The sequence below is a fragment of the Streptococcus mitis genome (assembly GCF_002096925.1).
Taxonomy (GTDB): Bacteria; Bacillota; Bacilli; order Lactobacillales; family Streptococcaceae; genus Streptococcus; species Streptococcus mitis_AF.
The window spans coordinates 1-13662 of sequence record NZ_NCVN01000024.1 but is presented as its reverse complement, the minus strand read 5'-3'; the positions used below and the strand labels follow the sequence as shown (position 1 = coordinate 13662).

The 13662-nt window shown below is 39.8% G+C and carries 16 protein-coding genes; 5 read left to right on the top strand and 11 right to left on the bottom strand.

Features of this window, described 5'->3' with window-relative positions:
• From B7692_RS05665 to glmU, 8 genes are all read right to left on the bottom strand, one after another.
• Window positions 1-367 (bottom strand): transposase (locus B7692_RS05665; protein WP_142360029.1); only part of this gene is annotated, 367 nt, incomplete at its 3' end.
• 133 nt (window positions 368-500) lie between these two features.
• Window positions 501-2264 carry a glycerophosphoryl diester phosphodiesterase membrane domain-containing protein gene (locus B7692_RS05660; RefSeq protein WP_142360028.1) on the bottom strand — a complete coding sequence of 588 codons (1764 nt, stop codon included), beginning with the start codon at window positions 2262-2264 and terminating at the stop codon, window positions 501-503.
• 8 nt (window positions 2265-2272) lie between these two features.
• Window positions 2273-2863, bottom strand: a complete 591-nt coding sequence (locus B7692_RS05655) for a 3'-5' exonuclease (protein ID WP_084930171.1) — start codon at window positions 2861-2863, stop codon at window positions 2273-2275.
• 98 nt (window positions 2864-2961) lie between these two features.
• Complete coding sequence (gene rocS, locus B7692_RS05650) at window positions 2962-3453, bottom strand: chromosome segregation protein RocS (RefSeq protein ID WP_000021242.1); 492 nt, start codon at window positions 3451-3453, stop codon at window positions 2962-2964.
• A gap of 76 nt (window positions 3454-3529) precedes the next feature.
• Window positions 3530-4222 carry a 5'-methylthioadenosine/adenosylhomocysteine nucleosidase gene (locus B7692_RS05645; protein ID WP_000689781.1) on the bottom strand — a complete coding sequence of 231 codons (693 nt, stop codon included), beginning with the start codon at window positions 4220-4222 and terminating at the stop codon, window positions 3530-3532.
• Between the two features lie 16 nt (window positions 4223-4238).
• On the bottom strand, window positions 4239-4550 hold the full coding sequence (macP, locus tag B7692_RS05640; protein WP_000517861.1) for a cell wall synthase accessory phosphoprotein MacP: 312 nt from the start codon (window positions 4548-4550) through the stop codon (window positions 4239-4241).
• A gap of 11 nt (window positions 4551-4561) precedes the next feature.
• The gene (locus B7692_RS05635) at window positions 4562-5107 is read right to left on the bottom strand and encodes an NUDIX hydrolase (RefSeq protein WP_084930170.1); all 546 of its coding nucleotides are present in this window, start codon (window positions 5105-5107) and stop codon (window positions 4562-4564) included.
• 9 nt (window positions 5108-5116) lie between these two features.
• Window positions 5117-6496, bottom strand: a complete 1380-nt coding sequence (gene glmU / locus B7692_RS05630) for a bifunctional UDP-N-acetylglucosamine diphosphorylase/glucosamine-1-phosphate N-acetyltransferase GlmU (protein ID WP_084930169.1) — start codon at window positions 6494-6496, stop codon at window positions 5117-5119.
• 154 nt (window positions 6497-6650) lie between these two features.
• On the opposite strand from glmU, the gene B7692_RS05625 reads away from it, so the two are divergent.
• From B7692_RS05625 to lysS, 5 genes are all read left to right on the top strand, one after another.
• A complete protein-coding gene (locus B7692_RS05625; protein WP_049544045.1) occupies window positions 6651-7451 on the top strand; it encodes a glycoside hydrolase family 25 protein in 801 nt (266 codons plus the stop codon).
• Between the two features lie 94 nt (window positions 7452-7545).
• Window positions 7546-8388, top strand: a complete 843-nt coding sequence (locus B7692_RS05620; protein WP_049544044.1) for a DUF368 domain-containing protein — start codon at window positions 7546-7548, stop codon at window positions 8386-8388.
• Window positions 8388-8873 (top strand): aminoacyl-tRNA deacylase, encoded by a 486-nt coding sequence (locus B7692_RS05615; protein WP_084930168.1) that lies wholly within the window; start codon window positions 8388-8390, stop codon window positions 8871-8873. The genes B7692_RS05620 and B7692_RS05615 overlap by 1 nt, the downstream gene beginning before the upstream one ends.
• Entirely contained in the window at window positions 8870-9487 is a 618-nt protein-coding gene (locus B7692_RS05610; protein WP_084930167.1) for a histidine phosphatase family protein, read from the top strand. The genes B7692_RS05615 and B7692_RS05610 overlap by 4 nt, the downstream gene beginning before the upstream one ends.
• 136 nt (window positions 9488-9623) lie before the next feature.
• Window positions 9624-11114, top strand: a complete 1491-nt coding sequence (lysS, locus tag B7692_RS05605) for a lysine--tRNA ligase (RefSeq protein WP_084930166.1) — start codon at window positions 9624-9626, stop codon at window positions 11112-11114.
• Between the two features lie 61 nt (window positions 11115-11175).
• Here lysS and B7692_RS05600 read toward each other — a convergent pair whose 3' ends face one another.
• Genes B7692_RS05600 through B7692_RS05590 form a run of 3 tightly spaced genes read right to left on the bottom strand, consistent with a single transcriptional unit; the run spans window position 11176 to window position 13305 of the window.
• Entirely contained in the window at window positions 11176-12015 is an 840-nt protein-coding gene (locus B7692_RS05600; protein WP_084930165.1) for an amino acid ABC transporter substrate-binding protein, read from the bottom strand.
• A 9-nt stretch (window positions 12016-12024) separates the two neighbouring features.
• Complete coding sequence (locus tag B7692_RS05595) at window positions 12025-12654, bottom strand: amino acid ABC transporter ATP-binding protein (protein ID WP_084930164.1); 630 nt, start codon at window positions 12652-12654, stop codon at window positions 12025-12027.
• A gap of 9 nt (window positions 12655-12663) precedes the next feature.
• On the bottom strand, window positions 12664-13305 hold the full coding sequence (locus tag B7692_RS05590; protein ID WP_084930163.1) for an amino acid ABC transporter permease: 642 nt from the start codon (window positions 13303-13305) through the stop codon (window positions 12664-12666).
• Window positions 13306-13662: the final 357 nt, after the last annotated feature.

Sequence of the window (13662 nt, the reverse complement as noted above, 5' to 3'; positions counted from 1 at the left end):
GAAGATTGAGGTCCATGAAAAGATTACGTATGAGTTCTTCCATCCCTTCAGCGACTCGAAAACGATTGATGGTGCGATAGCTGACAATCAACGGTCCTGTTAGGTATTGCATAGCGAGATTTTCAATCATCATTTTTTCAATTTTTCGTCCAGAGAAAATCCCTTGTGAATAGGCAAATAGAAGAGTAGCTATAAGCATTTTAGGGTGATAAGACGGACGAGCAAAGGCATGATAGAAGGCGTGGAAGTGACAATCTTCCAAGGTATTCATCACTTTTTCAATAGTAAAGACGAGATGGTCCTGTGGAAAGAAAGAACTGATTTCTAGTGGTAAAGTTGTTTGATTTGTGTTGTAGTGAATATGCATGGGATAGCCTTTCTAAATGGTTTATTAAGCAATTCTATTTTACCAAGACTATCGTAACCATGCAAAAAAGCAACGGCAAATCCGTTGCTTTTTTTGGAGATAAGAGACTATTGTCCCAGACTCTTTTTTTTTACTAAAAATTAAAGAATTCCATGGCCTGTTTGAAAAGCAATTCAGTATACTCTGGGTCTTCTTGGGCAATGGTAACTTGCTCTTGAATCATTTCCAAGTCATCCGTTATCATGCCGTCTGCACCCAAATGAACAGATTTATCAAAGGACTCTGAACTATTGATGGTCCACACGTACAATTTCTGATCGGTATTCCAAAGCTTGTTGACAAAATTTTCATCCAAGGTTGAATACTCCATGGTGTAACCTGTAGCCTTGGTTCTTGGAAAAATACTATTATAAGGTAGGATTAAAAAGACTGGCATTTGAGTATCGTAGGCTAAAACCTGGTCAATCACATGGTAGTCCAAGGATTGCATTTGGTGACCATTCTGCTTAAGAACAGTTCCATATTTTTCCATAAAGCGTTTCATCATATTTGGACTATCTTTTCGACTGGTTTTAATTTCAATAAGGAGTTTTTGATGCAATTCATTGGCTTTATTGAGATAGTCATCAAAACTAGACACCTTGCTATGATAGCCATTTTCTGAAATATCAAGTTTGGTTAATTCTTCCAAAGTGAGATCCTGAGGATTGGCATTAACACCTGTTAAATTTTTGATATTGGCATCATGCATCATGACAAACTGGCCATCTTTGGTTTCCTGAACATCTGTCTCAACGAAATCTGGACCTAGTTGGGCTGTCCTTTCTAGAGATTGGACAGTATTTTGGACACCATTCTTATTAGATACTCCCCTGTGAGAGATAATCAAAGGTTTATTAGCAACCGGAGCTTCTAAATAAACATAACCCTCAAGAGCGAAAAAGATACAAGCACAGCCCATCACTCCCCATCTCATCCAGTGGTCTTTCTTTCTCCTTGGTGTGATTTCTAGTTCTTCTCCTGTTAAGAAGGAAACAAACTTAATGAGAAAGTAAGTCAAGGCCATATAGTGGAAATTCTTGATTAAAACAAAGTTGATAATTCCCAGCACAAGAGATTCCTTATGGGTCAAACCATCCATTAGTACCTGACTTGCCAAGATTGGAATCAATAAAAGAATGAAAAATAGGTAGGTTTTGACGACAATCCAAAGCAAGTTCCAAATATAAAACCAGGAGTGCTTTCTTGTCTTTTCTAGACTGTATCTGACTGCTTCTTTGACTGTTTTCTTCTCAAATAAAAGCTGAGGTAGGGCAAACATGAAACGCACTGAAATGTAAAATAGAAGTAAAGCCAGAATAGTAACCACTATACCTACTAGCCAATACTTGTCTTCTACATAATCAACGATAAAGTCCGGAATGACAATTTTATTGAGGTAGTAAATCTTTAAAATCTTTCGAATCAATGGAAAGAGCATCATGACATAAAAGAAGATAAAGGCTATCTTTGCAAGCGTGACTTGCTTCATAAACAAGATACTTTGGCGAAAGACCTTACGACTGTACTCCAGCAAGGTCCTTTTTTCATGGCATAATAAATGCCGAGCACCAATAAAGAGAAGTCCTATCTGGTAATAGGCGACCAGTAAATTAACGATTACCAGAACAAATAAAGCAAGACTAACAAAGGGAGAACCCTTTATAATGGCAAAAATATTGTTGTAGGATAGAAAGAGATAACCTGTCTGACGGAGCAAAAGTCCAGCAATCCAAGAATTTGACGGTAACCAGACAAACTCAATCATCATGAAAGTCAAGAAAAAGAGAAAGAGTATTTTATCTAGATTAAAGTATATCTGCTTAAAACCTAGATTTTTAGGTTTTTCAGGTTTCATAGGCACTCCTAATCAAATAATTGAGACAAGTCCAAGCCTCCAAAAGGATTATTCGAGAGGCTACTTTCTGCCCCTAACAATTCTCTAGCTTGGTCTGACTCTAGAAAGGACTCGTAAACACGCGCTGTCATACGTGCATCCTCTAGACTATTATGAGACTGACCTTGAAATCCAAGAAATGAGGCAACAGTTTGCAATTTGAGATTGGCAATGCCATGTAAATCTGAACTACGACGTTCAAAGGCTTCATCATATAGATCCACCTTATACTGTTGGCTATAATCTAAACCATGCTCTGCTAGAATAGGCAAATCACTTTTAGCAGCATTGTATCCAACCATCGGCAAAGCACCCACAAACTCTTGGAATTCTTTTATGACTTCCTCCACTAGAGGAGCATCTTTTAAGGTCTCGGCTGTAATCCCAGTCAAACCATTGATAAAACTTTTTAGAGGCACACTGGTATGAACATAGGAATCATAGGCATCGATTTCCTGACCATCTCTAAAACGCACTGCCGATACTTGAATCAAGTATGTTTGCCCTTCATGCTGATTAAATTCTAAATCGAAAGCAATGTAATCTTCTAATCGTTCCATTCTATACTTCTCCCATACGGTTATTTTACTTGAGCAACTATACTATTTAGAAATAAAAGAAGCCATCAGGTTAGCATTTAACCTAAACAGCTCCTTGATTATCCTCCAAATAAACGAGCAAAAAAGCCTTTCTTAGTTGATTGGACTTCTTCTTTTGCTTGGTCCAGCTCTAGCTTAAGATTTTCTTGATCCTTCATGGCTTGAAGGGTCAATTGTTGCTGCTGATCGAGTTGTTTGTCTTTCTCAGCAATCTGACGGTCCTTGATACGCATCTGCTCGTCTTTTTCTGACAACTGACGATCCTTGGCTTTTAATTGTTCATAAAGACGAAGAATTTCTGCATTCTTCTCATCAACCAGAATCTCCATCAGTTCACGTTGCTTGACATCTTCACTGACAGGCTCATCTTCAAAAATCGTTTTTTTATAGATTTCTTCTAGCTTAATCAAGCCACTTCTGGTAACGACTGTTACCCCTTTGTCATTTTTATCTGTGTCTTCTTCTGGTAATTCTTTGACACGGTTATTGATTGCTTGACGAGATAATCCTAAAACCTCTGCAATCTCACTGACGGTCATTTCAATACTCATAATATCCTCTGAAACGTTTTCTAGCTTTTCTTTATTTAAATCTTATCATAAGCTAGATAAACTGTCAAATTTCCGCTTAATCTAAAGCCTTCAAAAAGGCTAACAAGACTTGGGCAGAGCGACGTCCAGCTTCGATAATAAACTCATCAAAAGAGATGTTTGCTTCATGGTTGGCATTATCACTCATAGCTCGGATGACTAAGACTGGAAGATTAAGAGCATGCGCTGCCTGAGCAATAGCTGCCCCCTCCATCTCGACTGCTAAAACTTCTGGGAAATGGGACTTAATCGCTTCTATCTTGTCATTTCCTGCAACAAAACTATCTCCTGTAGCAATCAAACCAAGATGCCAGTTCTGGTCCAATTGAGATAGACTCTCTTGAATTTTGGCAACAAAGGTTTTATCTGATTCGAAATAAAGCGGTTGTTGCGCCATTTGTCCATATGCATAGCCAAAAGCTGTAACATCCACGTCATGATAGACTAATTTATCAGCAATCACAACATCTCCAACAGCAATACCCTCTGCTACTGCTCCAGCAGATCCCGTGTTAATCAAAGCATCCACTTGGAAATGATCAGCCAAAATCGCCACACTCATAGCAGACATGACCTTACCGATTCCACTTTCTACAAGAACGACTTCATGAGAGGCAATGGTTCCTGTGTGATAGGTATTCCCTAAAACAACTTGCTCCTGGGCATTGTCTAAATGCTGGACCAGATACGCCAGTTCTTCTGGCATAGCCGCAATAATTCCTATTTTCATTTCAATTCCTTTTCTATTACAAAAGTTTCATTGCTAAGACAAGCAAAATCAAGAGAAAGATGACAGCGAATAAGATTTTATTCAACTTAGAATTGAAGACATTTCTCTTGGTATTTTCAATGCGACGGCTTTTATGAATAGACGGTTCGACCTGAATCTTCAAAGTTTCCTGGCTAAAACCATGATCCTTAGGATTGGCATAACCAAAACGGGAAGAAGAGGTTGGTAAAATTTTTGTCTCCTCATCATCTAGCAAAGGGGGACCCGAAATTTTTTCGCCTCTATTAGCTCTTTCAATCATTTCATCCGTTAATAAAGGTTTACCCATACTGACCTCCTCTATTTTTTGTTCAATTCCCAATACTGAATAGCCATAATTGTCTTGGCATCACATATATGACCTGATTGGATTAATTCCTTGGCTTCTTCTAAGTTCACTTCAAGGACTTCTAAGGTTTCATCTTCATCCTGCGGGCGCGGATTTTCTACCTTTGTCAAACCGCTAGCTAGGTATAGTTTTAATTTTTCATTACAAAAGCCAATGGCTGAGTAAAAATCGTACAAGAGTTCTAATTTCCCTGTATAGGCTGTTTCTTCCTCTAATTCACGAAGTGCTGCTGCGACAGGGTCTGTGTTTTCTCCTACTTCCAACTTTCCGGCTGGAATTTCGTAAGAGACAGCCTCGATAGCTTTGCGGTACTGCTTGACCAAGATGAGTTTTTGTTCATCCGTTACTGCTAAAACACAGACAGCCCCATTGTGGAAAATCAAATCACGTTGGGCAATTCCCTTACCTTCTGGTAATTCAACCTGATCTTGAACCAGTTTAAAAATTGGTCCTTGATAGATTTCTTTTCGGCTAAGCGTTTTTTCTTCAAATTCCATGACAGACTCCTACTGATTCTTAGGATGATGAGGAAGGCGAGTTGCATATTCGTCTTTGTTAACCTGACGACCGCGTCCAATGGCAATCGCATCTGCTGGAACGTCTTTGGTAATCGTTGAGCCAGCACCAACGAGGGAATTGTCACCAAGTTCTACTGGCGCAATAATGGTTGAGTTTGAACCAACAAAGACATTGTTACCGATGACTGTCTTGTATTTGTTTTTGCCGTCATAGTTGACTGTAATGGTTCCAGCACCAAAGTTAACATGGCTACCCACTTCACAGTTTCCGATATAAGTCAAATGACCAGCCTTAGTATTCTCGCCGATAGAAGAACCTTTCACCTCAACAAAGTTACCAATATGAACTTGGGCACCCAGACTTGAACCTGGACGAATGTGGGCGTAAGGACCGACTGTTACACCGTCTGCAACACTGCTTTCCTCAATCATAGAATTGGTAATGACAGCTCCTGCTCCAATAGTGCTGTCCACTACATAAGTACCATTTGTCAAAACAGTCTCAGCACCAATTTTCGTTTGCCCTTTCAAGGTAACATTGGCTTCAATTTGAACTTCAGGAGCAATCTCAACATCAATATCGATATAAGTTGCTTCTGGGTTGACAAAGCTAACACCGTTGACCATGTGTTGGTGATTGATGCGGCGACGCATAACCGACTCAGCAGTCGCAAGAGCCACACGGTCATTTACCCCAAGACTTTCATCAAAATCTTTCAAAGTATAAGCGCCAACTTTTTCACCAGCTTCACGGAAAATGCCAATGACATCTGTAATATAGTATTCGCCTTGAGCGTTATTGGTATTGATATTTTTCAAAGCCTCAAACAAACGCTCGTTATCAAAGACGTAAGTTCCAGTGTTGATTTCCTTGATTTGTTTTTCAAAATCTGTAGCATCCTTCTGCTCAACAATGCGAAGAACTTCAGCATTGTCATTACGCACAATTCGTCCATAGCCAAAAGGATTATCCGTTTCAGCAGTCAAGATAGTCGCCACATTTTTATGATTGATATGGAAATCAATCAAATTTTTCAAGCTTTCACCTGTGATTAAAGGAGTATCTCCTGCGATAACCAAGGTATGCCCTGACAAACCTTCTAAAATAGGCTCAGTCATCATAACTGCATGACCAGTTCCTAACTGTTCAGATTGAGTCACAAATTCTGTCTGTCCAGCCAAGACCTGCTCAACCAATTCTGCCTTGTGTCCCACAACTGTTACTGTCTTTTCAGGTTGGATAGCTCCCACACTACGGAAAACATGTTCCAGCATAGAAATACCCGCAACCTTGTGCAACACTTTTGGCAAATCAGATTTCATGCGAGTCCCTTTACCCGCTGCTAAAATAATGGCATAATTTGACATAATCTTCTCTTTTCTCTAGAAATTCCCTTTTATTATACCATATTTCAAATCATTCCGCGCCCTTGAATGAAAAAATGCTCTAAAGTCCTTTCTTAACCCATTTTTTGAGTATTTTTTTTGATTTTTTTTCATTTTTAAGGTAAAATTATGAGATATGAGAAAGAAAATTAATCCGCTTATTTTATTTGGTTTTTTTGGGATTATGATTTTCATTTTAATCCTGAATCGCCCTCGTTTTGAGGACCATCCTGTAAAAACAAAGTCAAATATCGCGCAAGTAGAAACGCAAGCGCTACACAATATAGATAAACCGGTAATTGATGTTTCTGGTTGGCAACGTCCTGAGGAAATAAATTACGATACTCTGTCCCAAAACATTTCTGGAGCTATCGTTCGTGTACATAGTGGCGCTCAGTCTTTAAAAGAAAACGATGCTTCCTTTGTTAATGGGGTAGATAAGGCCTTTAAAACCCATATTACCGAGTTTCAAAAACGAAATGTCCCAGTTGGTGTCTATGCCTTTGTAGCTGGAAAAAGTGTCCAAGAAATGGAAAAGGCTGCTGAAGTTTTTTATAACGCTTCATCGCCATACAGCCCTAGTTACTATTGGCTAGACGTGGAAGATAAAACCATGTCCAATATGAACGAAGGTGTTGAAGCCTTTCGAGCAAAACTAGAATCACTAGGTGCTAAAAATATCGGAATCTACGTCGGGGTCTACTTCATGGAAGAACACAGTATTGATACAGACAAGTTTACCTCTGTTTGGATTCCTTCCTATGGTTCTGACTCAGGATTTTACGAGGCAACTCCAAAAACTGATTTAGATTACGACATCCACCAATACACATCTAAAGGAAAAATTGCTGGCTTTGACCACGATTTGGACATCAACGTCATTTCTTCCTTAAAAAACAAAGAAGAAACCTTTAGAAAAATCTTTTTAAAACCTTAAAAGCATTTGTTTATCATTTGCTTTTTCTTTTTGTGTTTGATTGTGATACAATATAGTAAGGATTTTTTGAAATAGAAATAGTTGGAGGAACAATATGCTCTCATGGTTAGCACGTGTTATTAAAGGGATTGTCATTGCTCTTGGATTTATCTTACCGGGAATTTCCGGAGGGGTTCTAGCAGCAATCTTAGGAATTTATGAACGAATGATTGGCTTTCTGGCCCATCCCTTTAAGGACTTTAAAGAAAATGTTTTGTATTTTATTCCAGTTGCCTTCGGTATGCTTCTGGGAATCGGCTTATTTTCTTACCCGATTGAATACCTGCTTGAAAATTATCAGGTCTTTGTCTTATGGAGCTTTGCAGGTGCCATTATCGGTACTGTTCCTAGCCTCCTCAAAGAATCAACTAGAGAATCTGATCGAGACAAGATTGATCTAGCTTGGTTCTGGGCAACCTTTATCATTTCTGGATTAGGACTCTATGCCTTAAATTTTGTTGTTGGAACCCTAAGTGCTAGCTTTCTTAATTTTGTCCTAGCTGGTGCACTGCTGGCTCTTGGCATATTAGTTCCTGGCCTTAGTCCATCAAATCTACTTTTGATTTTGGGCCTCTATGCTCCTATGCTAACAGGTTTTAAAACCTTTGACCTCTTGGGAACCTTCTTCCCGATTGGAATCGGAGCAGGCGCAACTCTCATCATTTTTTCAAAATTGATGGATTATGCCTTAAATAACTACCACTCACGCGTCTATCATTTCATCATCGGTATCGTCCTTTCTAGTACCCTTTTGATCTTGATTCCAAATGCAGGAAACGCTGAAAGCATCCAATACACAGGCCTTTCTCTTGTTGGTTATGTCATCATCGCCTTCTTCTTTGCCTTGGGAATCTGGCTTGGTATTTGGATGAGCCAATTGGAGGATAAGTATAAATAATGGCAAAAAAAGTTAAAATCAAAAAAACATTGGTGGAACAAATCCTGTCTAAAGCAGGTATCTCACATCAAGGGATTCAAATCAATGCCCTGGAAGGAGAACTGCCTCAAGCTTATGAACGAGATCAGATTTTCAAAACCTTAGCTCTTTTAGGAGATAAGACCGGACCGATTATCGGAATTGTTCCCATCACTCAACACTTATCTGAAAAGAAACTAGCTAAAATTTCTGGCAATAAAAAAGTGAGCATGATTCCACAAAAGGACTTGGAAAAAACAACAGGTTATATTCATGGAGCCAATAATCCCGTCGGAATTCGTCAGAAACACAATTATCCCATTTTTATCGATAAGATCGCTCTAGACTTGGATCAAATGATTGTCTCTGCAGGCGAAGTTGGTCACAGCATTATCGTCGCACCACAAGACTTGGCTAGCTTTGTAAAAGCTGACTTTGCAGATATCTTGGAGGGCAGCCAAGAATGAAACTCTACTTTGTCCGCCACGGCCGTACCATCTGGAATCAGGAAGGTCGCTTTCAAGGTGCTAGTGGAGATTCTCCCCTTCTTCCTGAATCCATTGACACCCTAAAACGACTTGGCCAGTATCTCAAGGAAATTCCTTTTAATCAGATTTATTCAAGTGATTTACCTCGAGCGGTCAAATCTGCTGATATTATCCAAAGTCAACTCAAGACACCCTGTCCTTTAGAAAGTGTCCCTAATCTCCGTGAATGGCAGCTGGGGAAGTTGGAAGGTTTGAAAATTGCAACCTTGGAATCTATTTACCCGCAACAAATCAAAGCTTTCCGATCTAATCTTGCTCAATTTGACACTCAAATGTTTGGAGCCGAATCCCTCTATAGCACAACACAACGAACTATCCAATTTATCAAATCATTAAAAGATAGTCCAGCTGAGCGTATTCTAATTGTCGGTCACGGTGCCAATCTTACTGCCAGTCTTCGTACTCTTCTAGGTTATAAAGAACCACTTCTTCGTAAAGATGGCGGTCTAGCAAATGCCAGCCTGACCATTCTAGAAACCCATGATTTTGAAACATTTACTCTCGATACTTGGAATGATACTTCCTATCAATAACAGAACTTGATTTTAGCGTCAAGTTCTTTTTAGTTTTGAAAGATTATCCGTGAATTTCTTGCTTATTTATGATAAAATGGGAGTATCGCAAAAATGACTCATCGTATTCAATTTTGAGTAAAACTAGGAGGATCCCATGTCAACAGAACATATGGAAGAACTAAATGACCAGCAGATCGTTCGCCGTGAAAAAATGGCTGCACTCCGTGAACAAGGAATCGATCCTTTCGGAAAACGCTTTGAACGCACTGCAAATTCACAAGAATTAAAAGATAAATTTGCTGACCTCGATAAAGAACAATTACATGATAAAAACGAAACAGCTACTATCGCAGGACGCTTGGTAACCAAACGTGGTAAAGGTAAAGTAGGTTTTGCCCACCTTCAAGACCGCGAAGGGCAGATTCAAATCTACGTTCGTAAGGATGCTGTCGGTGAAGAAAACTACGAAATCTTCAAAAAAGCAGACCTTGGTGACTTCCTTGGTGTCGAAGGTGAAGTGATGCGTACAGATATGGGAGAACTCTCTATCAAAGCTACTCACATCACTCACTTGTCTAAAGCACTTCGCCCACTTCCTGAGAAATTCCACGGTTTGACAGACGTTGAAACAATTTACCGGAAACGTTACCTAGACTTAATTTCTAATCGCGAAAGCTTTGAACGCTTTGTCACTCGTTCAAAAATCATCTCTGAAATTCGTCGTTACCTTGATCAAAAAGGTTTCCTTGAAGTGGAAACACCTGTTCTTCACAACGAGGCTGGTGGTGCTGCTGCCCGTCCATTTATCACCCACCACAATGCCCAAAACATTGACATGGTACTTCGTATCGCGACTGAGCTTCACTTGAAACGCCTTATCGTCGGTGGTATGGAACGCGTCTATGAAATTGGCCGTATCTTCCGTAACGAAGGAATGGATGCTACTCATAACCCTGAATTTACTTCTATCGAAGTTTACCAAGCTTATGCAGACTTCCAAGACATCATGGACTTGACCGAAGGTATTATCCAACACGCTGCTAAATCAGTCAAAGGTGATGGTCCAGTCGACTATCAAGGTACTGAAATCAAGATCAACGAACCATTTAAACGTGTTCACATGGTGGATGCTATCAAAGAAATTACTGGGGTAGATTTCTGGCAAGACATGACTTTGGAAGAAGCTAAAGCTATCGCTGCTGAGAAGAAAGTTCCTGTTGAGAAACACTACACTGAAGTTGGTCACATCATCAATGCCTTCTTTGAAGAGTTTGTTGAAGAAACCTTAATCCAACCAACCTTTGTCTATGGACATCCAGTAGCTGTATCTCCACTTGCTAAGAAGAATCCTGAAGACGAACGCTTTACTGACCGTTTCGAGCTCTTCATCATGACTAAGGAGTACGGTAATGCCTTTACTGAGCTCAACGACCCAATCGACCAACTTAGCCGTTTCGAAGCCCAAGCCAAAGCAAAAGAACTTGGTGACGATGAAGCGACAGGCATCGACTACGACTACATTGAGGCCCTTGAATACGGTATGCCACCAACAGGTGGTTTGGGAATCGGTATCGACCGTCTCTGCATGCTCCTCACTGATACAACTACTATCCGTGACGTATTGCTCTTCCCAACAATGAAATAATCACTTATCCTCTGGTACTTGCCAGAGGATTTTTTGATGCAAAAAAAGACTGAGTAAAAACTCAATCTCTACTTTTCACTTCTTTGGTTGCTACATCTTCTCCAAACCATTTTTGGCTGATTTCCTGGAACTTCCCTTCTTGATGTAGTTCAACAAAGGATTGATTTAAAGCTTGCAGTAATCTTTTGTCAGCAGGTCTGACACCTACAGCAAAAGATTCACTCTCAAATCCAGCTGAAAAGACATTATAGTCATTTAATATTCCTTCAGACTGAAGATAATAATTGGCATACACTCGGTCAATCAACAAGGCATCAATACGGTCATTCTTCAAATCGATCAAAGCCTCATTAAAACTCTGGTATTGATTGGCCTTCTGGTCTTTGACACGATTTTTCAATAAATCTGGCTGGGCTTCAAAGTCTAAATAACCAGAGGAACCGGCTTGGGCTCCCAAGGTCTTATCCTTCATATCCTCTACTGAACGAATTTGCTGGCCTTTCTTCGCAACCAGAACTTGCTGATTTTCCATATAAGGAATGCTAAAGGCAACCTTCTCTCGGCGTTCATCAGTGGCAGAATAGCCATTCCAGATGGCATCAATAGTTCCATTTTGCAGTTCCGTCTCCTTCATATCCCAGTCAATTGGCTGAAATTGAATCTTGAAACCTAATTTTTCTGAGACAGCTTGTGCTAAGTCAATATCAAAGCCTGTATACTGTCCATTCTTTTCTTCAAATCCCATAGGTACAAAGGTATTGTCAAAACCAATAGTAATGGTCCCCTGCTCTTGATATTTATCCCAGTTATCCTGCTTTGGATCGCTAGCCTTCTGAGTACAAGCCGTTAAAAAGAGAGTCAGGATAGAAACCAATACTAAAGCAATTTTCTTATTAGTCATTGGCACCTCCTACTTGGGCTCAACCTTGAGAATCTGATCTGCGATATTTTCAGCGAATTGTAAATCGTGGGTAACCACAATCTGCGTCATCCCAAGTTCCCTATTTTGCAAGATTAGTTTTTCCACTTCCAAGCGTAATTCTGGATCTAGGGCCGAAGTTGGTTCATCGTAGCCAATGATTTCTGGGTCAATCATCATAGCACGCGCCAAGGCCACCCGCTGCTTTTGTCCACCTGATAGTGAAAATGGATAGGCATCTGCATGTCCTGCCAGTCCTAATTGTTCCAAAAGACCTCGCGCCTTCTGCTCAGCCTCATCCTGCTTCATTCCCATGGTTTTTACAGGAGATAAGGTCAAATTGTCTAGAACGGATAAATGAGAGAACAGTTGAAAATCTTGAAATACAAATCCCAGTAGATTCCGCTTCTCCAGTTCATCCAGTTCTAAAGGTTCTCCATTATAAAAGATTTGGCCTGAATCAATGGTTTCCAGACCTGCAAGCATACGTAAGAGGGTTGTCTTACCTCCACCAGAAGGTCCTACGATAGCCAGGATTTGCTTTTCAGGAATTTTTAGACTGAAATTAGATAAAATTTGCTTTTCACCAAAGCCTTTATTGATATTTCGTAATTCTAACATGGCAGCCTCCTATCTATAGTAACTGTACTTCTTCTCAACTTTTTTGGCAAGAATGGTCACAATACCAATCAAAATCAAGTAAATGACTCCTGCCAAAAACATTGGAACCAGACTAGCATCACGGTTTGCAGCTGTGCGACTAGCCAAGATAAGGTCAGAAATACCCAGAGCATAGACCAGAGAGGTATCCTTGACCAAACTCATGACTTCATTAAAGACACTCGGAAGAACAATCTTGGTCACTTGGGGCAAGATAATATAGCGTACTGTGGCAAAAGGACTGAACTTCAAGACCTTAGCAGCCTCATATTGACCTTTAGGAATGGTATCAATTCCCCCACGAAAGATTTCAGCAAAGTAAGCCGCATAATTCAACACAAAGGCAATGATAGCCGCAGGAAGACGGTCCAAACGAATCCCAATACTTGGCAGCACATAATAGATAAAGATTAATTGCAAGAGCAAGGGTGTGCCTCGCATAATCCAAATATAAATATTAATCAGATGATGGAGGAGATTCCAATGGACTTGCAAGGCAAAGGCAATCAAAACGCCCAAGGGAATAGAAAAAATCAAGACCAGTGCAAAAACCTGCAAAGTCATGCTTGCACCGCTCAATAAACTCGGTAATATCTCAAACAAATAAGACATACTGCACCTCCTAAAAATAATTGTTCCTATTATAGCATAAATAAACAAAATAACCAATATTTTTTGTAAAAAAATTCCATTTCAAAAAGAAAAACTATATCTATCAATCATGACCACCCGTCTAACGGGTAGTTTGTCCCAGGGCTATAAACCCAAATTACCATAACCTGAGACAAAATAGTTCTCAGCCACAAAGAAGCTAGAGATTTCCAATAGCGGAACTCTAGCTTTTTAATTTTGAGTCGTTCTCTTATTGTATTTTAGGAGGTTATTGGCCATAAGTATCAATCCCATGTCAATTCTCACTTGACGCTTCCCTCTCAGATTACATCTCTTGTAACCCAAACAAGCCTTTAT